Annotated in this window: 17 protein-coding genes and 1 tRNA gene; 5 read left to right on the top strand and 13 right to left on the bottom strand. The window is 72.8% G+C overall.

Annotated elements, in window-relative coordinates; translation table 11 throughout:
* Positions 1 to 13 precede the first annotated feature (13 nt).
* Positions 14 to 5,452 carry a trypsin-like peptidase domain-containing protein gene (locus ACZ4VW_RS21340; RefSeq protein WP_467964625.1) on the bottom strand — a complete coding sequence of 1,813 codons (5,439 nt, stop codon included), beginning with the start codon at positions 5,450 to 5,452 and terminating at the stop codon, positions 14 to 16.
* A gap of 198 nt (positions 5,453 to 5,650) precedes the next feature.
* Positions 5,651 to 6,547: a DNA/RNA non-specific endonuclease gene (locus ACZ4VW_RS21335; RefSeq protein ID WP_467964623.1), complete on the bottom strand. Its 897-nt coding sequence runs from the start codon at positions 6,545 to 6,547 to the stop codon at positions 5,651 to 5,653.
* A 106-nt stretch (positions 6,548 to 6,653) separates the two neighbouring features.
* On the opposite strand from ACZ4VW_RS21335, the gene ACZ4VW_RS21330 reads away from it, so the two are divergent.
* Entirely contained in the window at positions 6,654 to 7,466 is an 813-nt protein-coding gene (locus ACZ4VW_RS21330; RefSeq protein WP_467964621.1) for a caspase family protein, read from the top strand.
* 76 nt (positions 7,467 to 7,542) lie between these two features.
* Here the strand turns inward: ACZ4VW_RS21330 and ACZ4VW_RS21325 are convergent, their stop codons facing one another.
* The 7 genes from ACZ4VW_RS21325 to ACZ4VW_RS21295 form a co-directional block, all read right to left on the bottom strand.
* On the bottom strand, positions 7,543 to 10,503 hold the full coding sequence (locus ACZ4VW_RS21325) for a helix-turn-helix transcriptional regulator (protein ID WP_467964619.1): 2,961 nt from the start codon (positions 10,501 to 10,503) through the stop codon (positions 7,543 to 7,545).
* Between the two features lie 204 nt (positions 10,504 to 10,707).
* A complete protein-coding gene (locus ACZ4VW_RS21320) occupies positions 10,708 to 12,408 on the bottom strand; it encodes a S8 family serine peptidase (protein WP_467964814.1) in 1,701 nt (566 codons plus the stop codon).
* A gap of 484 nt (positions 12,409 to 12,892) precedes the next feature.
* The gene (locus ACZ4VW_RS21315; protein ID WP_467964617.1) at positions 12,893 to 13,801 is read right to left on the bottom strand and encodes a hypothetical protein; all 909 of its coding nucleotides are present in this window, start codon (positions 13,799 to 13,801) and stop codon (positions 12,893 to 12,895) included.
* On the bottom strand, positions 13,798 to 14,805 hold the full coding sequence (locus ACZ4VW_RS21310) for an SPFH domain-containing protein (RefSeq protein ID WP_467964615.1): 1,008 nt from the start codon (positions 14,803 to 14,805) through the stop codon (positions 13,798 to 13,800). Before ACZ4VW_RS21310 ends, ACZ4VW_RS21315 begins: the two co-directional genes overlap by 4 nt.
* Positions 14,806 to 14,926: 121 nt before the next feature.
* Positions 14,927 to 15,610: a MerR family transcriptional regulator gene (locus ACZ4VW_RS21305; RefSeq protein WP_467964613.1), complete on the bottom strand. Its 684-nt coding sequence runs from the start codon at positions 15,608 to 15,610 to the stop codon at positions 14,927 to 14,929.
* A gap of 99 nt (positions 15,611 to 15,709) precedes the next feature.
* Positions 15,710 to 16,780, bottom strand: a complete 1,071-nt coding sequence (locus ACZ4VW_RS21300; RefSeq protein WP_467964611.1) for a DMT family transporter — start codon at positions 16,778 to 16,780, stop codon at positions 15,710 to 15,712.
* Entirely contained in the window at positions 16,777 to 17,583 is an 807-nt protein-coding gene (locus ACZ4VW_RS21295; protein ID WP_467964609.1) for a phosphatase PAP2 family protein, read from the bottom strand. The genes ACZ4VW_RS21300 and ACZ4VW_RS21295 overlap by 4 nt, the downstream gene beginning before the upstream one ends.
* Positions 17,584 to 17,729: 146 nt before the next feature.
* Between ACZ4VW_RS21295 and ACZ4VW_RS21290 the strand changes: the two genes are divergently transcribed.
* The 3 genes from ACZ4VW_RS21290 (at position 17,730) to ACZ4VW_RS21280 (ending at position 20,127) form a co-directional block, all read left to right on the top strand.
* On the top strand, positions 17,730 to 18,344 hold the full coding sequence (locus ACZ4VW_RS21290; RefSeq protein ID WP_467964607.1) for a TetR/AcrR family transcriptional regulator: 615 nt from the start codon (positions 17,730 to 17,732) through the stop codon (positions 18,342 to 18,344).
* A 29-nt stretch (positions 18,345 to 18,373) separates the two neighbouring features.
* Entirely contained in the window at positions 18,374 to 18,748 is a 375-nt protein-coding gene (locus tag ACZ4VW_RS21285) for a DUF488 domain-containing protein (protein ID WP_467964605.1), read from the top strand.
* Positions 18,749 to 18,876: 128 nt separating this feature from the next.
* Positions 18,877 to 20,127 carry a cytochrome P450 gene (locus ACZ4VW_RS21280; RefSeq protein ID WP_467964603.1) on the top strand — a complete coding sequence of 417 codons (1,251 nt, stop codon included), beginning with the start codon at positions 18,877 to 18,879 and terminating at the stop codon, positions 20,125 to 20,127.
* A 19-nt stretch (positions 20,128 to 20,146) separates the two neighbouring features.
* Here the strand turns inward: ACZ4VW_RS21280 and ACZ4VW_RS21275 are convergent, their stop codons facing one another.
* On the bottom strand, positions 20,147 to 20,617 hold the full coding sequence (locus ACZ4VW_RS21275; protein ID WP_467964601.1) for a DUF309 domain-containing protein: 471 nt from the start codon (positions 20,615 to 20,617) through the stop codon (positions 20,147 to 20,149).
* A 140-nt stretch (positions 20,618 to 20,757) separates the two neighbouring features.
* Between ACZ4VW_RS21275 and ACZ4VW_RS21270 the strand changes: the two genes are divergently transcribed.
* Positions 20,758 to 20,831, top strand: a tRNA-Pro gene (locus tag ACZ4VW_RS21270).
* A 100-nt stretch (positions 20,832 to 20,931) separates the two neighbouring features.
* On the opposite strand, the gene ACZ4VW_RS21265 is transcribed toward ACZ4VW_RS21270, so the two are convergent.
* The 3 genes from ACZ4VW_RS21265 to ACZ4VW_RS21255 form a co-directional block, all read right to left on the bottom strand.
* Positions 20,932 to 22,374, bottom strand: coding sequence for an endo-1,4-beta-xylanase (locus tag ACZ4VW_RS21265; protein WP_467964599.1), 1,443 nt, complete (start codon positions 22,372 to 22,374; stop codon positions 20,932 to 20,934).
* A 642-nt stretch (positions 22,375 to 23,016) separates the two neighbouring features.
* Positions 23,017 to 25,236, bottom strand: coding sequence for a glycoside hydrolase family 3 N-terminal domain-containing protein (locus ACZ4VW_RS21260; RefSeq protein WP_467964597.1), 2,220 nt, complete (start codon positions 25,234 to 25,236; stop codon positions 23,017 to 23,019).
* 9 nt (positions 25,237 to 25,245) lie between these two features.
* The gene (locus tag ACZ4VW_RS21255; protein ID WP_467964595.1) at positions 25,246 to 26,259 is read right to left on the bottom strand and encodes a LacI family DNA-binding transcriptional regulator; all 1,014 of its coding nucleotides are present in this window, start codon (positions 26,257 to 26,259) and stop codon (positions 25,246 to 25,248) included.
* Positions 26,260 to 26,452 lie beyond the last annotated feature (193 nt).

The raw sequence follows: 26,452 nt of genomic DNA, 5'->3' as shown, positions 1-26,452 counted from the left end.
ACGCCGCCCACGCTCACGCCGCCCACGCGTGGTCCCGTGCGGCCGGTGCCGACTGTGCCCGGGTGATCTCCTCGTGCACCGCCGGGCTGTTCTCCCGCAGATGCGCCAGGATGCGGCTCAGCTGCGTGCCCACGTTCACGAACGCCGTCTTCCGCCCCTGGTAGTGGACCTCCTCCATCCGGCGGGTGCCGCGGTGCAGCGCCACCACGGTCCAGTCGTCGGTGAAGACCGGTGAACCGGACGATCCGCTGCGGGTGTCGGTGAAGTACCGGACGTCGCGCTCGTCCGCCTCGAAGACCAGGTTGTTGCGCAGCGCCACGCGCTTGGGCTGCCCACCGGGGTGCTGGATGATGTTCACCGCGACCGGTTCGGTCCCGTTCAGCAGCAGCGGCGCCGTCGCGATCCGCAGCACCGGACGCGGCGCCTGCCCGGCGGAGAGCCGCATCAGCGCGTAGTCGAGCGCCTCGTCCCAGGCGACCAGGTCGCCCGCCGTCAGCTCCTCGGTCTCCGTCTCGTCGGCGCCGTAGTCGAACCGCGAACGGGAGTTGCGTACCTGGAGCCGCAGATCGTCGTCGGCCACCCGCGGCCGCGATCCGGGCGAACGCGTACGGGCGTTCACCACATGGTGGTTGGTGATGAGCAGCCCCGGGGCGATCAGCCAGCCGGTCCCGGCGTGCGGGTAGGCGGGCTGCTGCGGCCGGCCGAACTCGTACGGCGGCACCTTCAGCCGGGCGACCGACGCGCCGGCCAGCACACCGCCGTGCAGGAACTCGAACGGCACGGTGTCGTCCCGGAAGATGATCTCCTCCTTGGTCTCGGCGGGCATCATCTCCAGCGGCAGGTCCGGCTCACCGGCGGCGTCGCGCGCCACGTCGTCCAGGGCGCGCTGCAGGACGGTGAGCGGGCCCGCCTCGACGGTGTGGGCGATGGCGTTGCGCAGCCAGACCTCCAGCGGCACCGTGCCGTCGATCAGCCGGTCCACCTGGTTCATCGTGTGCAGGTCGGAGTGGAGCTGCCGCAGCGGGCTGTCCATCGTCGGCAGGCTCGCCCGGAAGTGCGCGGTGGTGCCCGCGAAGAGCAGCGGACGGACGGTGTTCTCGGCGAGCCCGGCGTCCAGCGCGGCGTTGCGGACCCGTACGACATCCTCGGGGGAGAGGTACGGAACTCCCCGCACCGCTCCCTCGGCCGCGTCCGGCGGCGGCGGCGACCACAGGCCCGCCCCGGCCGGGGGCCCGGCCGTGGCGCCGACCGCGAGCCCCGCCCTGGACACCGGGCCGGCGCCGGCTTCCGGGCCGGGACCGCGTGCGGAGGACCCCACGTCCATGGCGGCCGCCACACCCTCGACCAGATCGCCGCTCCCGTCGCGGAGCGTGAGGGCACGCCAGGCGAGGCTGTCGAGCGTGCCGCGCCTGCGCGCGTCCCACAGGGCCCGCTCCACCGCCGCGTGCGGCATTCCGGGGTTCGCGTCCGGGGCCCCCGTGGCGCCGGGCGCGGCCTCCCGGGCCGGGGCTCCCGCCGCCGACTCCAGGATCCGGGTCAGGGGTTCGCGCAGCTGCGGCTCGTCGGCCATGGCGGTCTCGATCCAGCGGGCGAGCGCGTCGACCACCGCCTCGTCGTCCGCCGGGAGCCCCACCAGCCGCAGGGTGTGCTCCAGGAGCTGCGGATCGACCCGGGAGGCCGTGGCGGCCGCGGCCCGTGCAAGGGCGGGCTGCCGGGCCAGTTCCTCGTCCGGCATGCCGCGCAGCGCCCCGGCCAGGCGGACGTCCGTCTCGGCGGAATCCTCGTCGGAGAGCGCCGCCAGCTGCGACCGGGCCACCAGGACCCCCATCGACTCGTGGGCGAGGCCGAGGGCGGTCGCGAGATCCTCCGCCTCCTGCAGATCGTGGTCGGCGTCCGCGAAGGCGCCCTGGTCCTGAGCGAGCCGGGCGGACAGCTGCAGCAGCTCCAGCTGTGTCTCCGGGCATCCCGCCTCGCCCGCCCGGTCCACCGCCGCCTCGGCGCTCTCGCGTGCCTCGGCGACCCGCCCGGACCTGGCCAGCGTCTCGACCAGGAGCGCGTGCAGTCTGCTGCACGGAGTCCAGGGCCGGCGCTCGGCCAGCCGCTCCGCGGCCGTCTCCACGTATCCCTGGGTGAGCAGGTCCTCGATCTCCCGGGCGGCGATCCGTTCCCAGTCCTCCTGGTCGGCCTCCGCCATGATCCGGTCCGGCACGTGACCGCCGAGCCTCCCGAGCAGGAACGCGGCCGAACGGGCCGGCATGTCTCGGTCGGCGCCGACCAGGTGTCCCGCGACGCCGGACACCCAACGCCGCTCCACCGCCCGGGGGTTCTGGCCGAGACGCAGCCGGTGGTAGATCTCCTCGGCGCGCGCGGCGGAGCCTTCCCGCGCGGCGTAGTGCTCCACCGCCCGCTCGTCGACGGCGCGCATGAGATCCGTGCGCGCGGCGTCGGAGAGCCGCAGCATGATCGTGCGCAGGTCCGCGCGGTGGCGTACGGCCTGGGGCCCGGCCGACTCCATCAGATCGAGCCGTGACACCAGACGTCCGAACAGGGAACGGGCCTCCTGAGGGGAGGCGATGCGCAGCCCGGCCGGCTCGGCGAGGACGTCCTGGATCAGCTCCGGCGTGATGACCCGCAGGGCCAGACCCGCCTGGACGAGGGCACGGACGTCGCCGTCCGCGATGTGCTTGAGGATGCGGTCGTACAGGGTGCCCTGGATGAGCATCTGGTCGACCTGGTGGTGGAACCAGCGCCTGCGGGACGGCAGGCTCGACAGGAGGTCGCCGAGGGACTCGGACCGCGCGCCCAGGACGACGGCGGTCCGGGCCGCCAGTTTCAGGCTGAGCGGATGGCCGCCGACCCGGTCGGCGAGGTCCTGGGCGACCGCCTCGTCCTCCACTCCGCAGGACATCAGCAGGTCGACGGCGGCCTCCCGGTCCAGTTCACCGATCTCCACGGTGCGCAGATCGAGCACCCTGGCGGGGTGGTCGACAGGGGCCCGCCCGGAGACGATGAACCGCAGCCGGGGATAGGCGGCGCGCAGCGCGGTCCAGATCGCCCACATGCGGCCGATCGCCGGCGAACCGCGGTACTGCGCCTCCTCGAAGGAGTCCACGACGATCACCAGCGGCGGGTCCGTCCCGCCCGCCGGGCCGCGCACCGCCTCCGCGGCGAGCTCGGCGACCTGCCCCGCGAGCTCCTGCTCGCGGGCGCTGGCCCGGGAGTGGAACCCGGCGGAGTAGTCGCGGCCGAGGGTCGCACGGGTGGCGGAGAGCTGGAACAGCTCGTCCAGTCGGTTGCGTTCGCCGCGCTGCGCGGCGGCGGTCTCCTCGCACTCGTCGGCGAGGGCGTCGAACGCGGCGCGGTGGCGCGGGTACTGGATGCCGAGCTGGCGGGCCACCTCGGCGATCAGGGTCGACGGTTCGTGGATGGAGAGCGTGGGCCGCTCGAAGTCGATGGAGGCGAAGGGGAATCCGGTGGGCGACGCGTTCAGGCTGTCGACGAGGAACTTCGCGAGAAGGGTGCTCTTGCCGACGCCGCCCACGCCGTGGATGATCACGGGCGGCTCGGCGGGCTCGGCCGGCAGGCCGATGTAGGTACGCAACAGGTCGAGTTCGCGCTGCCGCCCGTGGAAGGTGCCCTGGGTCAGCCGCCGCAGCGGCTGGAGCAGCCGTGCCCGCTCCAGACGGTGCTGTACGTCGTCCACGTCGGGCAGCCCGGTCGTGCCGGGTATCCGGCTCAGCCACAGCACGGCCCGCAGGGTGTCCGCGAGCGCTTCGACCTCCTCCGGCTGCCCCGGAGCGAGCGATACACCGGGAGAGTGCGCGTCAGCGGGGCGCGTGTCGGCGGGGTGCGCGTCAGCGGGGCGAGTGCCGTCGGGGTGTGTGCCGGGCGTGTGCGTGTCGGGCGGGTGCCCGGCAGGGTGCGTGCCGGCCCGGTAAGCACCGGCCGGGTGCGTGTGCGTGTCGGGCGGGGCGCCGGTCAGCAGAAAGAGCGCGGTGCGCTCGGGGCCGGGCCCGTCCGGGACGAGCCCGATGTTGGCTTCCAGGGCGCGCCGGGCCACCTCCGGGCCGGCGAGTCCGCTCAGTGTCCGCTCCCGGACCTCCGGCTTGAGGGACCACGCCTGCGAGGGATGCGGGGGCAGGGCCGTGCAGTCGTCGACGAGCGCGAGGGCGGCCCGCCCCGTCGGCTCGCTCTCGTCGGGCAGCCGCAGCCGGGCGGGGTCGAACTCCTCGAGCAGACAGGCCGCTTCCCGGTACGCCCTGCGCAGGTCGGGGAGGACGGGCGGGGACGCCCCCGTGGTCTCCCGCATGCCCCGGTGGAGCGCTCCGGTCAGATCGCCGTCGGGGGCGAGCGAACGGGAGAGCCGTACCGTCTCCTCCACCGCCGTGCACACCCGGCGCATGTAACTGTCCGTGGAACCCGGGGCGTCGACCGCCCGCAGCACCTCGGCCACCGCCACGTCCACCAGCGCGGGCACCGCGGTGCCGTCCGACGCGGGGTGCTCATGGGCGAAGAACTCGCGGAAGAAGTGCCGCAGATCGTCCTCCCCGACGACGCGGGACGTGTCCCGGCACTGGTTCTTGCGGATGTCGTACGGGAGCTGGCGCATCGTGGGCGAGTAGCCGAGCAGGACGAGTCGCGGCACGGCCTCCCTCCGTACCGGCGTGTGCTCGTAGACGGCGAGGGCCAGCTTTCCGATGCAGTCCCAGACGTCCGCGTTGGGGTCGAGCTTGTCGCACTCGTCGAGCACCAGCCAGAAGCGGTCCTCGGCGGCGGTCGCCCGGCTGACGATGCGGTGCACGGCGTCGTCGATCGCGGGCAGTGGATCGTTCAACTGTGTGGGGTTCAACGGTGTCCGGTCCCCGCCCGGACCCGTCACGAAGTCGTCGAGGCGCTCCACCAGCCGCGCGGCCGTCGAGGTGCGGGAGAGGGTCACCCGTACCGGGCGGAAGCCGCAGTACTGTCCGATATGGCGGATGAGGCGGTACGAGTACGAGCGGCCGCTGTCGGGCTCGCCGTCGACCACCAGCACGGTCTGCTCCGGATCGGCGACGAAGGCGCGCAGCTTCTCCCGCAGCCCCTCGCGGTCGATGAACACCTCGGTTCCGTTGGCGAGGACGAGGGTGCGGAAGGGGTCCTGGGCGGAGTGCAGGGCCGCCTCGTCCTCCCGCAGCCGGGTCAGCAGGATCCTCGCCTCGACGTACCCCCCGCCCGTGAGCGCGTCGAGCCCGGTGAGTACGTCGAGGAGCATGCGCTGGTGGGCGACGTCCCGGCGTGCGGCCCGCACGACCAGCCGCGCGTTCTCGTCGCGGTCCGGGGTGAGCACGAGATCCGCCACGAAGTCCTGCGAGAGTCCACTGTGCCGCAGCCGGGTGAGCGGATCGGGGGTGTCGAGAAGGAACTCCCGCACCCAGCTGGTGACGAGTCCCCATTCCGTTTCGGTGAGCGGCATACGCACCTGCCCGGCCGTCCCGTCGGGGGAGCCGGGACGGACTGACTGAGTGACCGAGTGAGTGAATGTTCGACAGACTCACTGCCTGACCGGCGAGCTGAGTGACGGGCCGGCCGGCTGAAAACCTGCCAGGTCAATCGTTTCACCGGCCAGGGACCGTGGCAAACGGGCGATCCGCGCGCCCGTTCGCCGACGGACTCAGCCCTGCATCACGATGTCGGCGTACGACTCCAGACGTCGCCAGCGGTCCTCCGGCGCCCGCGAGACCGGCATCAGATCCACATCGGGCAGCGGCCCGAACTCCAGCTCGGTGAGCTCCGCGACGTCCGAGACCGGCACCTGGTACGTCCGGAACGGGCCGAGCGGCGGCGGCGCGCCCGCCGTCGCCCCGGCGAGCGCCCGCTCGGCGTCCCGGCTCAGGTCGGGGCTCTGGTCGAGGACGTACGCGGTCGCCGCCAGCGCCCCGTCCTGCATGAACGCCGCCACCTTCCAGAAGCGCAGCGGCACCTGCACCCCCCGGTAGGGCGGGTCCGAGTCGTGCAGCACCGGACCGGTGAGCACCGTCAGCTTCCGGTCGAACTCGGCCGCGTGGTCCAGGAGGTAGTTCTCCAGACCCTGCCAGACCTGTTTGCCCTGGTTGAACACGTCCGACTGGGGCGCGGCGTTCGTGTAGTGGAAGGTGTCGGTGTTGGCCCGGCTCGCCACCGCGGCGGGACCCCACACCGGGTCGAGCCGGCGCACCAGATGCCCCCGGTCGAGGCTGTTGTTCCGGTAGATGTCGTTGCCGGCCTGGTGCTCCACCGGCACGCGCGGGTCGAACTCCCAGACGTCGTCACGCGGTACGTCCTCGGCCAGTTGCGCGCCTTCGATGCACACGGCGGTCGACGCGGCGAGCCGGCGGTCCGGCCGGAAGACGACGGTGAAGTGGGTGTACGGCAGGATCACCGTCTCCACCGAGGCACGGACGGGCATCGGCAGCGGCACGACGGGGCCGAGGAACGCCTCGTCGTAACCGGTCCGGTCGGCGAGCGAGTCACGGCGCGGCCCGCCGGCCCTCGGCGGCGGTGGAACAGGCGGCGGATCGGTGGGTTTCATACGATGTAGGTACCGCGCAGGAAGGGCCGCGCTCGGCACCGGGCCGCAGGCCACTCGATCAGCCGCCCCCCGGAGCCTCCCTCCCTCACTCCCCAGGAGGCACCTCATGGCCGCAGGACTGTCCCTCCACGTAGGACTCAACACGGTGGACCCCGAACGGTACGAGGGCTGGGACGGCGCCCTCGTGGCCTGCGAGAACGACGCCCACGACATGGCCAGGACCGCTCGTGCCGCGGGCTTCTCCGAGACCGTGCTGCTGACCGCCGACTGCACCGTGGACAACGTGACGGCGGCGCTGCGCGAGGCGGCGGGAAAGCTCGTCCCCGACGACATCCTGCTCTTCACCTACTCGGGTCACGGCGGACAGGTCCCCGACGTCACCGGCTCGGACGACGAGCCGGACGCACTCGACGAGACGCTGGTGCTCTACGACCGGCAGTTCCTCGACGACGAGCTGCACCAGGAGTTCCGGGGCTTCGCCGACGGCGTCCGGATCTTCGCCCTGCTCGACTGCTGCCACAGCGGCAGCGGCATCGAGCTGCCCGGCGCGCCCCTGCCCGAGAGCGACGTCCGGCTGATGCCCGTACCGAAGCAGCAGCAGATCTACGAGCGGGACCAGGGGTTCTTCGAGCAGCTGCAGCGCTCCCTGGTGAAGGCGTCGCCCGGCGCGGAGGCGGCGGGCCCGGACGCGATCCTCGTCTCGGCCTGTCAGGACAACCAGGTCGCCTCCGACGGCCCGGTCAACGGCGCCTTCACCGGGGCACTGCTGGAGGTCTGGGACGAAGGGGCCTTCCGTGGCGGATACCGGTCCTTCCACCGCGCGATCCAGCGCCGGCTGCCCGCCACCCAGAGCCCGAACCTCCATCTGACGGGCAGTCCCTCGCCCGCCTTCCTTGGCCAGCGGCCGTTCACCATCTGACCGGCCGTTCACGGTCCGGCCGGCGGTTCATGGTCCGGCCGGGCGTCACGGTCCGACCGCCACCGCCCGGTCCGGCTCAGCCCCGGAGCGCGGTCGCCAGCTGCGCCCGGGAGCGGACGTCCAGCTTCTGGTAGATCCGGGTGAGGCGCGCCTCGACCGTCTTCACACTCAGGTAGAGCTTGGCCGCCGCCTCCTGGTTGCTGGCCCCCTGCCCGACCAGATGCGCCAGCCGCAGCTCCGCGTCCGTCAGCGAGGACAGCGCCGGCAGGGAGTCCTCCCCGGCGGGCGTCTCGCTCGTCAGGGCGAGCCAGGGCGCCGCCCCGGCGCGTTCGAACACGACCGCCGCCGCCTGGAGCGCGCCCTGCGCCGCCGACCGCCGACGGCGCCGCCGCTCCACCCGGGCCAGCGCGATCAGCGCCCGGCCGTGCTCCAGCGGCAACCCCGCGTCGGCGAACCGCTCGGCGGTGCGGGCGAGCAGATCCGCCGCCTCGTCGGTCTTCCCGCAGGCGGCCAGATGGAGGGCGTACGCCCGGTCACAGCCGAGGAGTACGGTCGTACGGCCCAGCCGCTCCGCGACCGGACGCACCTCCGCCAGCAGGTCCGCCGCCTCCCGCGCCGCGTCGTTGGCGAGCAACGCCTCGGCCAGCTCCTCGTGCCAGCGCAGCATCGACGGGTCGACGGTCGACTGCGCCCGCTCGTTGGCCTGCACCCGCCGCAGGGTCTCCAGGGCCGAGGCGACGTCCCCGTTGACCAGCTGGACGCGGCCCAGCGCGTAGAGGCTGCGGGAGAGGAAGACCCGGTCGCCCTCCTCCTCGGACGCCTGGACGCTGCGCCGGGCGTAGCTCGCGGCCCTTCCGAAGCTTCCGCCGGCCGTCTCCGCGAGCGCCAGCGTGTACCAGGCTGGGCCGGGGGAGAGGCCCGCCTCCAGGGTCAGCGCCAGGGACTGGCCCGCGTGGACGAGGGCCGCCGGGCAGGCCCCCATCCGGGACTCGATCGCGGCGAGCGTCGAGAACAGCTCGATGGTGTCCTCGACCGAGCCCCGCCGCTGCACCAGCGGAAGGAGGGCGTTCAGCTGGTCGCGGGCGTCGGTCAGCCGGTCGTCGAAGAGGGCGTGCCGGATCGTCAGGATCTGGGCCGCGTTGCGGATGCCGAGGGGGCGTTCGGCCATCTCCAGGCCGCGCGCCTGGGCGAGCACGGACTCCGCGTCCGACGCGCCGAGCGCCCGGTCCATCCGCGCCTGTACGGTCAGCGCCTGGGCGGCCGTCCGGGGGTCGCCCATGGAGGCGGCCAGCGCGGCGGATTCCACGGCGGCGGCGCGTGAGCGCAGCGGATCACCGTCGGCCAGCACGTACTTGACGGCCAGGCGGAGCAGCACGCCCGACCGCAGCGCGGTGTCGCCCTCGGAGTCCTCCATGGCGTGCACGTACATCTCGTCGAGCCCGGTCAGCCCCTGGCCCGCGGTGTCGAGGACGGCGAGCCGGGCCCGTACCCGGTCGGAGGGGGACGCGTCCCGGGCCAGCAGGTCGGTCGCCGCCCGCATCGCGAGGTCCGCCCGGGCGGCCCGGGCGGCCTCCTCGGCGGCGTCGACGAGCCGTGCGATCCGCTCCGCGCCGTGCTGCACCGGCGTCGACTCGGCGGCCAGCAGTGCCAGTTCGGCGGCGAGCGCGCTGTTGCCGCGGCGCCGCGCGAGATCGGCGGCGGCGGCGACCTCGGCCGCGAGCGCCTCGTCGGGGATGTCGGTGGCGAGCGCCCGGTGCCGTACCGCCTCGACGGGGTCGTCGACGACCTCGGCGAGCGCGGCGTGCCCCGCGCTGCGCTCGGCCCAGCAGGCGTCGTGGACCAGGGTGGAGGGGAGCAGCCCGGCGGTGAACGCGACCGTTCCGTCCTCGGCGAGCGAGACCAGGTCGGCGCGTTCGGCGGCGGCGAGGTCCGCCTCCGCGTTCGGCCGCCCGGCCCGCCGTATCAGGGCGGCGGTCGGGCGCAGCGCGAGCGCGGCGAGGAGCAGTGTCTCCCGGACGTCCGGCGGCGCCGTGCCGAGGAGTTGCCGGGCCAGATCGCGGGCCCGCCCGGACAGGGTGAGCGCCTCGGCGTGGTGCACGGGGGTGCGCGCGTCGGCGAGCGAGCGGCCCACCGCGAGGGCGAGGCGGGGGTTGCCGCCGCTCGCCTTGTGGATGCGGCCGGCCATCCGGGACGGCAGTCTGTGGTGGAAGAGCAGCGCGGCGATCTCGTCGGCCTGCAAGGGCGGAACGAGCAGGATGTCGGCCTCCGACGGCACCCACAGACGCGTGCCGTGGATGTCCTCCGAGCCGTACGCCTCGGGGGTCTCGACGGCCACGACGCGCAGGTCGGGCGGGGCGAGATGCAGGGCGAAGCGCAACAGGTCGGCGCTGTCCGCGTCGATGTGCTGCGCACCGTCGACGACGAGCAGGGCGGGGCCGCGCGCGGTGAGCGCGCGCAGGATCTGGGCGATGCCGAGCCGCAGGGCGATGGGGTCCCATCCGCCGTCGTGCAGCGGCGCCTCGCGGCAGAGCATCGCGACGGCGGTCCGCTGGGGACCCGGCAGCCCGTCGAAGACCCCGGAGGAGGTGACGCCCGTCGGTCTGCCGTCCGGAGCGCCCGCACGGCCCGGGGCCGGGACCGTCGCCGTGGCCGTCGTGGCGGATGCCGGTTCGGAGCCACGGGCCCGGTGCGGTGCCTCGGGATGCGAGGGGTGGGGGATCGCCGGCGCGGCACTCACGCCCGGCCACGTCACCGTCGAGGCGACCGAGGCCACGAGCGCGGCGGCCACAGCGCCCGGAATGTCACGGTCGGCGGGCAGGGTCGGCAGCCACAGAACGGTTTCCCCGCGGGCCTCCGCGCGGGCTGCCTCGGCCAGGGCCACCTCGGTCTTGCCGACGCCGGCGGGGCCGGTGAGCAGGGCGCGCCCCCGGGCGTGCAGGACGCGTTCGAGACGGGAGAGCAGTTCCTCCCGGCCCACCGGGGCCGGGAGACTCCCGACGCCCCCCGGGCGTACGGGAAGGTGCGACGTCGTCGTCACGTGTCCACCACCCTCCCGGCACTCGGGCCCTGCCCGTGAGCCCCGTGGGGCAGAGGATACGGAGCGTACCGGCGCAGTCCAGGCCTCCTGTCCGGCATACGGACAGCGCGTGCCGGTGACCACGCCAGGACGCGCCCGTGGTGTAGACCACGAGCGCGTCGCTGACCAGCAATGATGCTGATGTGGGGGGTGGTTCAGGGGCGATCAGAAGGTCAGGCTCCACGAGTCGATGTAGCCGGTGTCACCCGAGGCCACATCGCGGACCTGCAGCTTCCAGGTGCCGTTGGCGACCTCGCTCGACGCGTCGACCGTGTACGTGGTCAGGACGTTGTCGGCGCTGTCCGAGGAGGAGGACGCCTTCAGGTTGCGCACCGTGCCGTCGGGGGCGATCAGGTCGATGACCAGGTCCCCGCGCCAGGTGTGCTTGATGTCCACGCCGACCTTGAGGGCGGCGGGGGCGTTGCCCGTGCGGCCGGTGACGGCGATCGAGGACGACACGGTGGTGTTGTCGGAGATCGTCACGTTCGTCGCGTTGGTGAACACGGAGCCGGTCGGCGGCGTCGTGGTGCCGGTGACGGCGTTCACCGTCTTCGCCGTGTCGGCGATACCGGTGCCGCAGCCGCCGGTGCAGGTGCCGGGCAGCGGGCGGGCGTTGGTCTTGATCGCCGACTCGATCTCGGCCGGCGTGAGGGTGGTCTTGGCCGACTTGAGCAGCGCGGCGAGGCCGGCGATGTGCGGCGCGGCCATCGAGGTGCCCTGGTAGGGCTTGTAGTTCTCCAGCGACTGGGTGGTCGTGCCCGAGTTGAGCGTGGAGTGGATGCCGTTCTCGGGGGTGGTCACCGTGCCGGGCGTGTCGGTGGCGCGGCGGGTCTCGCCGCCCGGGGCCGCCACGTCCACGATGGTGCCGTAGTTCGAGTAGTACGAACGGTTGCCCTCACGGCTGGTCGACGCCACGGTGATGACGTTCGAGCAGTTCGCGGGGGTGAAGCCGGAGGTGTTGGCGTTGCTGTTGCCCGCGGCGACGACGACGGTGGTACCGCGCTGGACGGCGCCGTTGATCGCGGTCTGGTAGACGCTCGGGCAGGTGGAGCTCGCGCCGCCCAGGCTCAGGTTGATGACCTTCGCCGGGGTGGGGTTGGCCGCGACGCCCGGCACGGTGCCGCCGGACGCCCAGGTGATGGCGTCGGCGATGTCCGCCGAGGAGCCGCCGCACTTGCCGAGGACGCGCACGGGCTGGATCTTCGCGTTGTACGCGATGCCCGCGATGCCCTTGGTGTTGTGGGTGACCGCACCGATGGTGCCGGCCACGTGGGTGCCGTGCCAGGAGGAGTTGGAGGCCCGGGAGCCGGTGCCGCACTCGCCGTCGGTGGCGTTCCAGTCGCCCTCGTCCTTGGCGTCCGCGTCACGGCCGTTGCCGTCGCGGGCGTCGGCCGAGGAGGAGATGAAGTCGTAGCCGGACACGACGTTGGCCGCCAGGTCCGAGTGGGCCGCGTAACCGGTGTCGATCACGGCGACGGTGACGCCGGAGCCGGTCGTCTTGTCCCAGGCGGGCGGAACGTTCATGCCGCCGGTGGCCTCGAAGAGGTCCCACTGCTTGGCGTAGTCCGTGTCGTTCGGGGTGACCGCCATCGCGTACGCGCGGATGTCGGGCTCCACGGAGGCGACCGAGGGGTCGGCGCGGAAGGCGTCCATCACCTCGGTGACGTCCTGCTTCGTGGCGCTGTCGCCCAGGTCGACCAGCGCGGCGCCGCCGGCGAGGCGGCGCTCGAAGGCGAGGCTCTCACCCGTCTGGGCGCCCTTGGCGGCCGCGTCGCTCTTGGCGGCGGCGTTCGAACCGGCCTCGGCGGCCTGGGACTTGTAGGTGACGATGACCTTCTCGACCGGCGCGCTGGGCAGCGTGGTCATCGTCTGGGAAGCCGGAGCCGGCTTCGGGGTCGCGGCGACCGGGGCGGCGGCGAACGCCCCGGTGGAGGTGGCAGCGGCGCCGAGGATCGCGGCGCTCGCGACCACGACGGATATGACTCTCCGCCTGGAACTGTTCAAGGTGTTCCCTTTCAAGCACGACGTAGGTGCGGAGCAGTGGCGGCGGCGCGGGAGCGGGGTGCGATGTGGGGTTGCGGTCCGCCGGTCCCTGGGCTTGGGGGGCCCTTGCGCCGCCACCGGCGCGACGGCCCGGGTCAAGGCCGTCACCGGCGGACACCACCCACCTCTCCACATGCACCTGACAGGCGCGGTTCGGGGGATGGGATCTGCCGGTGCGGCAGACAGTAGGGAAAGGCGAGATGAACCCGATACGGGGAAAACCCTTGTCACCCCCCGAGGGGGGTGGGGGAGGGCGAGGGGTGGCGGCGAGGGTGGCGCGGTCCGGACCCCGTCCGGACCCCGGTTCTCACCCCACCAGCCGGAGCGCCGTGCCCGCCACCCCCACGCGCACGGTCTGGCCCCAGGTCAGCTCCAGCGCGTCCGACTCCATCCCGTCACCGAAGGCGACCAGGCGGTCCGACTCCACCGCGAGGCGGAGGGACTGCCCCGAGCCCAGTACGCCCTCCACGCGCGTCGTGCCCGTGGTCGGCGACGGCCAGGCCTCGCGGACGAACCACGCGAGGCGCGGGTCCGTCGGCGCGGGAAGGCTCAGCCGGCTCGAACGCTGCTGCCACAGCGAACGCAGCCACCCCGTCGCGCCCGTCCCCGTGCCGATCAGGACGCCCGAGGACGCCTGCGGTTCGGGCGCCGGTTCCGGATCCTCCACGGCGAGGGTGTAGCGCGCCGTCTGATGCCCGGGCGGGCCGAGGTAGATCTCGTTGAGAGCGAGGAGCCGCTGCGCGTCGTCGGTGACCGCCTCCACCATCGTGAGCTCCTCCGCCCCGCTCCCCGAGGCCCCGGCCCGTTCCGCCGCCGCCAGCAGCGCCCGGGAGTCCCTCGCCCGGTGGCGCACCAGGACTCCCGCGTTCCGCCCGGGATCGGCGTCGATCCCGATCACGGGCTGCCCGGCCAGGTACTTCGCCACATTGGCCACCAGACCGTCCTGCCCGACCACGACGACCACGTCCTCCGGGCCGAACAGGAAACGGTCCAGGTCCGCCCGCTCCACCCGGGCCTGCCTCCACTGGAGCGGCACCGATGCCGCCACCTCCGCGAGCGCCCGCCTGTTCCGCTCGTACCGTTCCCGTACGTCCTCGATGCCACGGCCCCGGCTGGACAGGAAGAACGCGGCCTGCCCGTGCGTGCCGTGCCGGGCGAGCAGCTCCTCGTACTCCGTGGTGCGGTGCACGAGCACCGCGCGAGGCGCCAGACTCACGACGTCGTGGTCCCGCCGCCGAGCTTCGCCAGAAGCCCGGTCAGTACGTCGGGCGAGAGCGTCAGGTGCTCGACGCGGGGCAGGTTCTCGGCCGCCCGGGTCGCCGCCAGCGCGTGCAGCGTCGCCGTGTCGACCTCCCCGTGCACCCGGAGCCACGCCGCCTGGGCGGCCGCCCGCGCCTCGCCGATCTCCCGCGCCGCCTCCGCCTCGGCCCGTGCCAGCCGGACCTTCCGTACCGCTTCGGCCTCCGCCCGTACGGAGTCGGCGGCGGCGCTCTCCTCGGCCTCACGGCGCGCGTTGGTGCCGCGCTGGTCGACGAGCCGCTCCTCCTGGCGGGCCAGCTCGATCTTGCTGGCCAGCTCGTTCTCGGCGATGGTCCGCTCACGCTCGACGGCCACGGCCCGCCGCTCGTAGGTGGCCCGGTCCGCCTCCTGCTGGATCAGCTCGCGCGCCGGCGTGCGCAGCGCCCGTTCGACCTCCGGCTCCGGACGGATCGCCACCACCCGGACCGCCACCACCTCGATCCCGGTGTCCGGCAGGCGCGGCTCGGCCGCGAGCCCGTCCGCGATGCGGTCCCGTACGGCGGCCACACCGTCCACGAGGGCGGCGGCCAGCGGGGTGCGGGCCAGCACGTCGAGGGCGTGCTGCTGCGCGGTCTCGGTGAGCAGGGTGGCGATCTGCTCCAGCGGGGCGCCGCGCCACGCGCCGGTGTCCGGGTCGATGGAGAAGTCGAGCCGGGTGGCCGCGGCCTCCGGTGCGCCGATCCGGTACGTGACGGTGGACTGGACGCTCACGTCCTGGAAGTCGGCGGTCCGCGCGTGGAAGGCCATCGCCAGCTCCCGGTCGTTCACCGGTACTTCGGAGAGCGCGGCCGAGAGCGAACGGAACCAGAAGCTGAGCCCCGTCCCGTCGTGGACGAGACGTCCGCGACGGTGGTGGCGGATGTGCGAGGTGGGCGCGGAACGCAGATGGCGCCAGCCGGCGCGGCGGGTGATGTCGGCCATGGGAACTCCCCCTTGTCGTCATGATGACGATATCCAGGAGGCTTATTCTCGTCAAGGTGACGAAAGGGGCGGCTTCTGGCTCGGCCCCGGACCTCGGCCCGGGTTGCGGCCACGGGTCCCGCTACGGCCGCGGCTCCGTGGCGGGCTCCGGCTGTCGCGGCGTTCCCGGTGCGTTCAGGCGGGCCGAGACGTCCTCGTGGGCCAGCCGTCGCAGCGCGAGGAGGATCGGCTCGTAGAGCATCGTGTAGGCGACGGTCGCCTCGATCGCCTCCTCCAGGACCGGGTACTCCTCCATCGCGGCGTACTCCTCCGCCGCGATCGGGTGCATCGCCAGCGCGTACCGCCGGATGTGGTCGACGCCGCTCCGGTACCCCAGCTCGCGCAGCGTCACCACGGCCCGGGTCAGCGCGGCGAGCGCGGGCGCCTCCTCGTGGACCTGCCAGCCCAGCTCGGACAGCAGTCCGCGCAGCTCGGCGAAGACCTCGTCCCACAGACGTCGTGCCGGGTCGGACCCCTCCGGCGGTGCGACCCGCGGGCCCAGCATGTACTGGGCGGCGCCCAGCCGTTCATGGCGGCCGAAGGCGGGGTCGTCCGCGACCGCGAGCACGTCCCGCGCCTGCTGGACCGTCATGCCGCCGACCGTCAGCAGCGCGCGGATCAGCCGCAGTCGGCGCAGGTGCTCCTCGCCGTAGTCGGACTGCCGGGCGGTGACGGGGGTGCCCGGCGCCAGGAGCCCTTCGCGGAGGTAGTACTTGACCGTGGCCACGGACACGCCGCCGCGGTCGCTCAGCTCGGAGAGGCGCAAGGAGTCTCACCGTTCCCATCGTCTCGACACGTCACAAACGGGAGTTCTGCTCCGCCCCTCAAGGATAGTTCAGTTATCCATCTATGGAGCGGGGGTGGGTCAGCCGGGGAGCGCGGCGGGTTCCGCCGCGGGCGCGGGGGTGGGGACACCCCCGTCGGTACGTGAGGAGGGGAGCGGTTGCCCGAAGGCGCCCACCGGGGAGGCGGCCGGATACGCGACCGGCGAGGCGACCGGCGCTCGGGGCGGGGAGTCGGAACGGGACGGGAGCGGCGTACTGGTGGCCGTTCCCGCGCCCGTCGTCAGCAGCACGACCCCGCGGGCCGCGACCCCCGACGCGGCGGCCGCGATCAGCCAGCCCCACACCCCCGCACGGAACGTCTCGCCGAGGAGGGCCACGCCGATGACGGCGGCGGCGGCCGGGTTGGAGAGGTTCACCACGGCCAGCGGCGCGGCGAGCCCGCCCCGGTATGCCGTCTGCGAGAGCAGCAGACCGCCGACGGCGAAGGCGGATATCAGCACCGCGATGAGGGCCGTCTGCCACCAGACGGTCGTCCCGCCCGGCCCCTGGCGCGTCATGGCGGCGGTCAGCGTCTGCGTCAGGGCTGACGCCACTCCGGAGGCGATGCCGGACGCCGTCGCATGCCCGAGCCCGAGCCCGAGCCTCGCCCTCCGGCGTGGCGTCCGGACGGGGGAGCCCGCATCCCTTCGCCCTCCCGAGGCGAGGGCCACGATCAGCAGCGCCGTCGACGCCGAGACGATCGCGGCCTCGCGCGGACTGAGCGCGTCGCCCGGTGTCGCCGGGCCCGTGACGGCGATCAGCCCGACGAGGCCCGCCAGCGTCCACAGCGCCCCGCGCCACTCCGCGCGGGTCACCCGGCGCCGGGCGCGGTACGCCCCGAGCGGCAGGGCGGCCACCAGCGTGAGGGCGCCCAGCGGCTGGACGAGCGTCAGCGGTCCGTAGTGCAGCGCGGCCACATGGGCGAGCGCGCCGGCGGCGTTGAGGCCGACCGCCCACCACCACTGACCCCGGGCGAGCAGGGCGCGGAGCGCGCCGCTTCCTCCGTCGGAGGCCGAGGCGAGCCGGGACTGGGCGACGGCGGCGAGCGCGTACCCGGCGGCGGAGACCAGGGACAGGAGCACGGCGAGGAGGAGGCCGTCGGGGGTCGTCATCGCAGCGCTCCTGCCGGGAGGGGCGCGGCGGCGCGCCGGAGCGGGCCGGGTCCTGCGGGACCGGCGCCCGGCGCCCGTACCGCCGTGAGGGCGAGAACGAGGAGCGCACCCGCGGCGAGGGCGTCGAACCAGTAGTGGTTGGCCGTGCCGACGATGACGACGAGCGTCAGCAGGGGGTGGAGCAGCCACAGCCATCGCCACCGGCCGCGGGTGGCGACGATCAGCCCGATCGCGACCATCACCGCCCAGCCGAAGTGCAGCGACGGCATCGCGGCGAACTGGTTGGCCATCGAGTCCGTCTCGGGGCTCGCGCCGTACACCGAGGGGCCGTAGACCCGGGCGGTGTCGACGAGTCCGGTCGCCGCCAGCATCCGCGGCGGGGCCAGCGGCATCAGCAGGTGCAGGGCGAGCGCGGCGGCGGTGAGCAGCGCCAGGACGCGACGAGACCAGAGGTAGTGGTCCGGGCGGCGCCAGTAGAGCCAGGCGAGGAAGGCGATCGTGGCCGGGAAGTGCACGGCCGCGTAGTAGGTGTTGGCGGCCCGGACGAGCGGCTCGCCGTGCAGGAGGAGGGCCTGTACGGACCCCTCGCCCGGCAGATGGACGGCCCGCTCCGCGTTCCATATCCGGTCGGCGTTGTGGAAGGCCCGCAGCTCATGGCCGTTGGCGAACAGCCGCCCGAACTTGTACACGAGGAACAGCGCCGTGACGAGCAGCAACTCGCGCGGCAACGGCGGTCTCGGGGTAGCGGTCGGCCCCGGTCCTGCGGGAGGTGTCCCTCGTGTCCCGCGTATCCCGGCAGCCATGGCGCGGCCCCTTTTTCCGTCAAATCAGCAGCAAACGGAGGAAGCCTAGATCCGATTTTATCGAGACGCAAGCGTCTCGATACGTTTGCGTCTCGATTGTGCGCCCCCTACTCTCGTATGTGCAGAGAGCTGTCCGGGAGGAATGGATGTCCACACAGGCCGCGACCGCCGCCGCCCGCCGCAGCAAGATCACGCCGGAGCGGGAGAGCGAGCTCTACGAGGCCGTTCTCGTCCTGCTCCGGGAGGGCGGCTACGACGCGGTGACCATGGAGGGCGTCGCGGCACGCACCAAGTGCGGCAAGGCGACCCTCTACCGCCAGTGGGGGTCCAAACCGCGGCTCGTCACGGCCGCCCTCGCCAAGCAGCGCTGCACGTTCTTCGCCGGCATCGACACCGGATCGCTCGCCGGCGATCTGCGCGAGGCCGCCCACGTGGCCGCCACCCGCCGCGACCGGGACGCCGAACTGATGGAGGCCGTCAGCCAGGCGTACATCCAGCACCCCGACCTGCGCGAGGCGCTCCGCGAGACCGTCATCAGCCCTGAGGTCGCGGCCCTCGACGAGATCCTGCGGCGGGCGGCCGAGCGCGGCGAGATCGACCCCGACAACCCGGCGATCGGCTTCGTCGCCCCCTGCTTCCTCGGGATGCTCCGCATCGAGCGGCTCTTCGAGGAGCGCTTCGCCGACGCGTCGACAATGCGCGTCTTCGTCGACTCCGTCCTCCTGCCGGCGCTGCTGCCCGCGGGGTGTGTCGAGGTGTGACCCACCGGCCCCTCCGGCACCCTGGACCCATGCCAGCCGCCGCCCCCGACGTCCGCGTCCGCCGGATCTACGAGCCGCCCTCGCCCGACGACGGGGTTCGCGTCCTCGTCGACCGCCTCTGGCCGCGCGGCCTCGCCAAGACCGACGCCCGCGTCGACGAGTGGCCCAAGGCCCTCACCCCCTCCACCGAACTGCGGCGCTGGTACCACGGCCCCGACGGCACGTACGAGGAGTTCCGCCGGCGGTACGAGGAGGAGCTCGCCGCACCGGCGGCCGCCGAGGCCCTCGACCGGCTGCGCGACCTCGCCGCCCACGGCACCGTCACCCTCCTCACCGCCGCGAAGGACCCCTCCGCCGGTCACACCTCCGTCCTCCTCCACGCGCTGCAGACCTCGCGGGCGTAGTCCTCCCCGCAGGGCCCCCGCATCAGTCCTCCCGCAGCCCCTCCAGGCCATAGCCAGGAACCCGCGGCGCCGGTCACCATGACCGGACCGCACGAGTTCCGCACCTTCCCCTGCCCCGGAGACGCCGCGTGGACCCGACAACGTACGCACGTCACGAACTGCTCGACGCCCTGCAGCGCGACCCGTACCCCCTCTACGCACGTGCGCGACAGACCGCCGGTCTGACCTTCGTCCCCGAACTCGACGCCTGGCTGGTCGCCCGCGACGCCGACGTCCGCGAAGTCCTGCTGCGGCCGGAGGACTTCTCCTCCGCCCAGGCCCTGCGGCCCGACGTGATGCCCTCGGCGGCCGCCCTCGGGGTCCTCGCCCGGGGTTTCGGCCCCCGGCCCACCGTCGTCTCCACCGACGGCGCCGCCCACCGCCGCCACCGCGCCCCGATCAACAGCGGCCTCTCCGCGGCGCGCGTCGCCGCCCTCGCCCCGTACACCGCCGAGGTCGCCGCCTCCCTCGTCGACGGCTTCGCCGACGACGGCCGCACCGAGCTGATGTCCTCCTACGCCCGCAGGCTGCCCGGTGCCGTCATCGGCCGGCTCATCGGCTTCGACCCGGCGGACGTACCCGCCGCGGTGCACGGAGGGCACCGCGCCGAGCAGCTTCTCTTCCGGCCCCTGTCCGAGGACGAACAGCTCGCGGCCGCCGAGGACGTCCTCGCCCTCCAGCATCTCCTCGACCGTTACGTCCGCGCCCGGCGCACCCACCCCCGTGACGACCTGTGCTCGGCGATGGTCGCGGCCCTGGCCCCGGACACCGGCCTGGGGCCGGGCGGCCGCGAGCTCACCTCGGACCAGCGCGGCGAACTCGTCTCCAACCTGCAGAACTTCCTCATCGCCGGCCACCTCACCACCACGGCCCTCATCGGCACCGCGTTGTTCCACCTGCTGCGCCGACGCGACCAGTGGGAGCTGCTGTGCGCCCGGCCGGACCTCATACCCGGGGCGGTGGAGGAAGCCGCCCGCTTCGACACCGCCGTCCAGGGATTTCGCCGCACCACGACCCGTCCGGTCGTCCTCGCGGGCACGGAACTGCCCGCGGGGGCCACCCTCTTCGTGGCCTACGGCTCCGCCAACCGCGACGAGGCACGCCACGAGGACGCCGACGTCTTCGACATCACCCGTCCCCCGGCCCCGACCCGCCACGTCAGCTTCGGTCGCGGCTCCCACGGCTGCCCCGGCTCCCGGCTCGCCCGCACCCAACTCCGTCTGACCCTGGAACTGTTCGTCCGCCGCTTCCCCGGGCTGCGGCTGGCCCGGGGCCGGGAGGTGGTGATGCGGCCGACCCTGATCCACCGCTCACCCAGGGAGCTGCACCTCACCTGGTGACCGACCGGAGGCGCCGCGGCTACTCCGGGAGCAGGCGCGGCGCCTCGTCGGCCACGTCCGTCACGCTGTCCGCGCGCGCCGCCAGCCCACGGGCCCACCGGACGAGTCCGACGACGTCGACACCGTACGGATCGGGCTGCCCGGAGATCCGCTCGGCGCCGCGCAGCAACAGCCGCGCCCCGCCCGCCGCGTTGCCCCGCGCGGCATGGGTCAACCCCACCGCCAGCTGGGCGAGGCCCTGCCACAGCTCCCGCTCCTCGGCGGGCCCGCTCTTCCAGGCGTCCTCGAAGACCTCGTGCGCGTGGAACGGCATCCCGGCGTCGAGCAGCCGCTGCGCCTCACGGAGCGTCTGCGCGGGCGTCCGCACCACCCCTTCCGGCTGCCGCGCCACCCCCTCGACCCCGTACGGCAACGGCCGCCCGAGCCCGTCGCGCGGCCGCGCACTGCGCGCCCGCCCCTCCTCGTCCCGGTCCCTCGGCGTCCTGTTCACGTGCCCATTGTCCCCTTCGCCAGCCCGGCCTGCGGATATGCCACACGCCGCAAGGGCGGGGCTGCGTCCACCCGCCCCGCGAAGTGAGGTAATGTTCTCCTGCACGCAGCCGCCGGGGACAAACCCGGGGGAACAGGCATCGGGACGTGGCGCAGCTTGGTAGCGCACTTGACTGGGGGTCAAGGGGTCGCAGGTTCAAATCCTGTCGTCCCGACTCGAAAGAGTCGCAGGTCAGGGGCCGTTTCAGAGCAATCTGAGACGGCCCCTCGACCGTTGTCCCGCCCCGTGCCTCCACGGCCGTTCCGCTGTTGCGGTCAGGCGCGGGCCCAGCGCTGGTTGTCGCCGCCCCAGCAGGAGTAGAGCTGGATCAGCGTGCCGTTGGCGGTGCCGTTCGCGGCGGCGTCCAGGCACAGGCCGGACTGGACGCCGACGATGGATCCGTCGGAGGCGAGGCGCCATTTCTGGTTGTCGCCGCCCCAGCAGCTGTAGATCTGGACTTTGGTGCCGTTGCCGGTGCCGGCCGCGTCCAGGCACTTGTCCCCGTAGACCCGTAGCTCGCCGGCGGCGGTGTGCGTCCACTGCTGGTTGGTGCGGTTGTTGCAGTCCCACAGCTGGAGCTGGGTGCCGTCGGTGGTGCCGGCGCCGGGCACGTCCAGGCAGCGGCCCGAAGCGACGCCCTTGATCGATCCGGAACCGGGCGTCGGGGGCGGAGTGGGGGTGGGGGAGGCGGCGTTGAGCGCGTTGAGGACGGAGGTGTAGGCGGGCTTCTTGCTGCCGTCGCCGTTGAACAGCAGCGGCGTGTGCTCCGCTCGCCAGGAGTCGGTGTCGCGTACACCCCAGACGGTGATGCCGACGCAGCGCGGGACGGCGAGGCAGTCGTTGGTCACGTTGGCGAACGTCGCGGCCGAGGCCCCCTGGATGTCGAGTTCGGTGATGGCCACATCGACGCCGAGGGCGGCGAAGTTCTGCAGGGTGGTGCGGAAGTTGCTGTGGTAGGGGCTGTCGTTGTTGAAGTGCGACTGGAAGCCGACGCAGTCGATGGGCACGCCGCGCTGCTTGAAGTCCCGGACCATGGCGTACATGGCCTGGGTCTTGGCCCAAGTCCAGTTCTCGACGTTGTAGTCGTTGTAGCAGAGCTTGGCCGCCGGGTCGGCGGCGCGTGCGGCGCGGAAGGCGACCTCGATCCAGTCGTTGCCGGTGCGCTGCAGGTTGGAGTCGCGCCGCGCCCCCGAGCTGCCGTCGACGAAGGCCTCGTTCACGACGTCCCACTGGACGATCTTGCCCTTGTAGTGGGCCATCACGCCGTTGATGTGGCTGATCATCGCCTGGCGCAGCGTGTTGCCGCTGAGGCTCTGCATCCAGCCGGGCTGCTGGGAGTGCCAGGCCAGTGTGTGGCCACGCACCTGCTTGCCGTTCTGCACCGCCCAGTTGTAGACGCGGTCACCGGCGGTGAAGTCGAACTGGCCCTGCCGGGGTTCGGTGGCGTCGATCTTCATCTCGTTCTCGGCCGTCACAGAGTTGAACTCGCGGGCCGCGATCGTCGTGTACGCCGAGTCGTTGAGCCTGCCCGACGCGATGGCGGTGCCGAAGTAGCGGCCGCTCTGCGCCGCCGCGCTGCCGAGGGTGTTCTCGGCGGCGTGCGAGGCCGGGGGCGCCACCAGCACGGTGGCCGAGCCGAGGACGCCGACGATCAGCGCCGTACACAGGCCGGTGACCCTCCGGCGGAGGGCGGACGGGGGATGGGCAGGTGAGCGCATGACGGAACCTCCAGGACGGAAATCACGGAAGGATTCGAGCGCGGCAGAATGAATCCGCGTCGGCGAAGTCCGCGTCCTTGCACAGAAGGACGCGCCGCACGTGACGATTCAAGGCCGGCACCCGGCACTCGAGCGGAGGGGCGAAGCCGCCTCGGACTCAGTGTGGAAACCTTGCAGGGGCATGTCAAGAGTTTCGAAGGCTTTCGATGATCCTGCCTTCGATGCGGACCGATAATGGATTTCGGGGGCGATCCTCGTCGAAAGTATTTCGATGAGAGGGGCCTCTGATCTGGGGTTTCGTTATGGCGAAGGCAAGATCAGCCGATGCTGTGACGCCCCCGGTCACCGCATGGTGAATCCTGGACATTCACCACCGGTGGCATTCAGGCACACCGAGAGGAATGTGGCCGGCTTCGAAGGTGGATGCGGAAAAAATGCGCGCTGGAATCTGAGCGGCTACTCCTGAGGAGAGATCCCGCCATAAACGCGACTATTCCTTCGGTTGAATCTCCGGGACGCTGATGTCCGTCGCCCCGGAGCAGCCGCCTCGTGGCTACCTTTTCGCGGGCGGATACGTGAGGGCGAACCAGACGGACGGGTCGGGCCGGAAGCCGGGCGGCACGGGATCACCGGACGACGGAGTCACGGAACCGGGACGATCTCGACCGGCACGGACAGCACCCGGTCGGCCCCGGGGTGACGTACGGGGCCTCGCAGGGTGAAGGAGCCCTGGAGCGGAAGATCGCCGCTGGACCGTCCGACGGCCACGCCGATCTCCCCGGGCTCCACTCTTCTCCGCAGGTCGACCCCGGTGAAAGAGGTCCGGTCGGCGTGGACGGTGAAGGTGATCCGGGCCGCCGCGCCCGGCCGCAGCTCGACCCGGGAGAATCCGGCGAGCCACCGTTGCGGCCGGACGACGGACGCCACGGGGTCCGAGAGGTAGAGCTGCACCACCTCGGTCCCGGCCACCTCGCCGACATTGCGCACGGTGACCGCGACGGAGACGGCTCCGTCCGTCGCGGCGACGGGATCCACCGAGAGCTCCGAGCAGGTGAAGCTGGTCCAGCTCAGTCCGTGCCCGAAAGGGAACAGCGGGGTCGGATCCACCGAACTCCAGTCGGTGTGCCCACCGAGCCTGGAGCGCAGATAGGTGCCGGGCTGTCCGCCGACCTGGCGAGGGATGGAGACGGGCAGCCGCCCGGACGGTTCCGCGGCCCCGCTGATGATCCGGGCGAGCGCCGTCCCGCCCTCCTCGCCGGGGAAGAACGCCTGCAGCACGGCGGACGCGCGCTCGGCCAGCGAGCCGAGCGCGTACGGCCGTCCGGAGACGAGGACCAGGACGGTCGGTACCTCGGAGTCCAGGACGGCGGAGGCGAGCGCGGCCTGGTCACCGGGCAGGTCGAGGGTCTCGGCGTCGCAGCCCTCTCCGGAGGTGCCCCGGCCGAACATGCCGGCCCGGTCCCCGAGCACCAGCACGTTCACGTCCGGATCGTCCGCGGTGACCGTGAACCCGGCAGCGGTGAGCGCCTCGCCGAGCGTGGGGATCTCCAGTCCGAGGTCGCCGGGGAGTGCGACGTGGTTGGGGAAGGAGTAGCAGCCGAGGAAGGACTGAGGGTCGTCGGCGTACGGACCGCTGATCGCGACCCGGCACGGGCGCAGCGGCAGGGTGCCGTCGTTGGCGAGCAGCACGGTGGACCGTTCGGCCAGAACCCTGGCCAGTGCCCGGTTCTCCGGCGGGTCGAGGTCGACCGGCTCGGGCTTGACGGGTTCCCAGTCCGGGTCGAGCAGGCCGAGTTCGGCCTTCTGCGACAGAACGCGCTCCGCGGCCCGGTCGATGAGCTCTTCGGGAACGCTTCCCGCCCGCACGAGTGCGGTCAGCGGCTCGCCGTAACAGCGGGCCGTGGGCAGCTCGACGTCGATTCCGGCGGTCAAGGCCAGCGCGCCGGCCGCGCCGCGTGATCCAGCGACGCCGTGCCGGGTCTCCAGGAAGGAGACGGAGTAGTAGTCGGCGACGACGACACCGCTGAAACCGAGCTCATCCCTGAGCAGTTCCGTCAGCAGCCGTTCGTCGGCGGCCACCGGGACGCCGTCCACGTCGGTGTAGCTGTTCATCACCGACCGGGCGCCTCCCTCGCGCAGTGCCCGGACGAAAGGCTCGACCAGCACGTCGGCGAACTCACGCGGCCCCGAGGCGACGGGAGCCATGTTCCGGCCGCCGAGCGAGGCCGAGTATCCGGCGAAGTGCTTGAGGGTCGCCACGATTCCGGCGCCCTCCAAGCCCTGCACGTAGGCGGTGCCGATCGCTCCGACGAGATAGGGGTCCTCGCCGATGCACTCCTCGGTTCTGCCCCACCGGTAGTCGCGGACCACGTCGAGCACCGGGGCCAGCCCTTGATGGACGCCGACCCGCCGCATCCCCGCGCCGATGGCCGCCGCCATCCGGCGCACGAGCCCGGGATCGAAGGACGCACCCCAGGCCGGCGGCCCGGGGAAGACCGTCGCTCCGAACGTCATGAATCCGGTCAGGCACTCCTCGTGGGCGACCGCCGGGATCCCGAACCGGCCGGATCCGGTCACCTGCCGCTGGAGCGAGGCGAGCCGCTCCATCCCGGCTTCCGCGGTGATCGGCGCGGTGCCGTACACCCGGGTGAGCTGGCCGAGCCCGTGGGCGACGATGTCGTCGAGGCCGGGCGCGGACTCGCCGGAATCGTCCTCCATCGGCGCGACAGGTGCTCCCGGATTCGAGGGCAACGCCCAGAAGCCGGCGAGTTGACCCGCCTTCTCCTCCAGAGTCATCCGTCTCAGCAGATCGGCGACTCGCACGGACGCGGGCAGGAGGGGGTCACGCCAGGGCTCGGTCAAGGGGTTCTCCTACGGACGAGGCGGGGCGGTGGAGAGCCGGACCTTGAGCTCGGTCGAGAGCTCCATCCGGGGGCTGACCAGGGGCTGGTCCTCCAGAAGCTGGAACAGTGTGCGGGCGGCGAGCCGGCCCATCTCCTCCAGCGGCTGACGCACCGTCGTCAGCGGGGGTGACAGCCATTCGCACATCGGCAGGTCGTCGAAGCCGACCACGCTGAGGTCCCGCGGGATGCTCAGCCCGCTCTGCCGGGCGGCTTCGTAGACGCCCATCGCCTGCTGGTCGCTACCGGCGAAGACGGCGGTCGGTGGCTCGGGGAGGGCGAGCAGTTCCTGGGCCCGGCGGAACCCGCCCTCGTGCTGGAAGTCGCCGAACCGGATCAGGTCGCGGTCCACCTCGATCCCGGCCCGCTCCAGCGCGGCCCGGTACCCGTCGATGCGGGCCTGGCTGCAGAGCATCTCCCTGCGCCCGCCGATCGCGGCGATCCGGCGGTGCCCCAGCTCCAGCAGGTGCTCGGTGGCGGCGAGACCGCCCGCCCAGTTGGTCGCGCCGATGCTCGGCACCCCGTTGCCCGGCAGGTCGATCGGGTCGATGACGACCAGCGCCACCCCGGCCCGTTCGACCTGGGCGCGCTGGGCCTGGGTGACCGAGGCGGTGACGAGGATGACGCCGTCGCTGTGGTGCAGGACCGGCAGGGCGGCCCAGCTCGACGGCGTGGCCTCGCCCGGCGGCACGAGCGACACGACGGTGCCGACGCTCCGCTGGGCGCACTCCGCCTCGACCCCGCGCAGTATCTCCACCGCCCACGCGCTGTCCAGACCGCCGATGATCAGGTCGACGAGGCCGGATCTGCGAGCCCTGCCCTGCCGGCCCGGCGGGAGGTAGTTGTGCGATCGCAGCAGGCCCTCGATCCGTTCGCGTGTCGTGGGCGCGACATCGGAGCGGCCGTTGATCACCTTCGAGACGGTGGCCTGGGAGACCCCTGCCTCCGCGGCGATGACGGCCAGGGTCGGACGCTGCTCGCTCAACTGCTCTCCTCTGCGCGGACGCCTGGGACGGCGACATGTATCGCAAACTTTCGAAGAGTTTCTGGTCGCCGCGGTGTGCTTGTCAAGCCTGCTAACAGCCGCTGTTTTCAAATAAGTCGGTGACGGGTCTTGACCGAGAAGCGTCGCGTTCCTAGTTTGTGGCAGCACAGAATTCGAGAGTATTTCGAAATGT

This window comes from Streptomyces sp. NPDC029139 (genome assembly GCF_055564335.1).
The sequence above is the reverse complement of the archived record's forward strand: the minus strand, read 5'-3'. Positions and strand labels throughout refer to the sequence as shown.

Bases quoted from the DNA above. Each gene is read 5' to 3' on its own strand.
- ACZ4VW_RS21340 (WP_467964625.1), bottom strand. From the start codon at position 5,452: ATGCCGCTCACCGAAACGGAATGGGGACTCGTCACCAGCTGGGTGCGG.
- ACZ4VW_RS21335 (WP_467964623.1), bottom strand. From the start codon at position 6,547: ATGAAACCCACCGATCCGCCGCCTGTTCCACCGCCGCCGAGGGCCGGC.
- ACZ4VW_RS21330 (WP_467964621.1), top strand. From the start codon at position 6,654: ATGGCCGCAGGACTGTCCCTCCACGTAGGACTCAACACGGTGGACCCC.
- ACZ4VW_RS21320 (WP_467964814.1), bottom strand. From the start codon at position 12,408: ATGACCACGCTGCCCAGCGCGCCGGTCGAGAAGGTCATCGTCACCTAC.
- ACZ4VW_RS21310 (WP_467964615.1), bottom strand. From the start codon at position 14,805: ATGGCCGACATCACCCGCCGCGCCGGCTGGCGCCATCTGCGTTCCGCG.
- ACZ4VW_RS21300 (WP_467964611.1), bottom strand. From the start codon at position 16,780: ATGACGACCCCCGACGGCCTCCTCCTCGCCGTGCTCCTGTCCCTGGTC.
- ACZ4VW_RS21295 (WP_467964609.1), bottom strand. From the start codon at position 17,583: ATGGCTGCCGGGATACGCGGGACACGAGGGACACCTCCCGCAGGACCG.
- ACZ4VW_RS21290 (WP_467964607.1), top strand. From the start codon at position 17,730: ATGTCCACACAGGCCGCGACCGCCGCCGCCCGCCGCAGCAAGATCACG.
- ACZ4VW_RS21285 (WP_467964605.1), top strand. From the start codon at position 18,374: ATGCCAGCCGCCGCCCCCGACGTCCGCGTCCGCCGGATCTACGAGCCG.
- ACZ4VW_RS21265 (WP_467964599.1), bottom strand. From the start codon at position 22,374: ATGCGCTCACCTGCCCATCCCCCGTCCGCCCTCCGCCGGAGGGTCACC.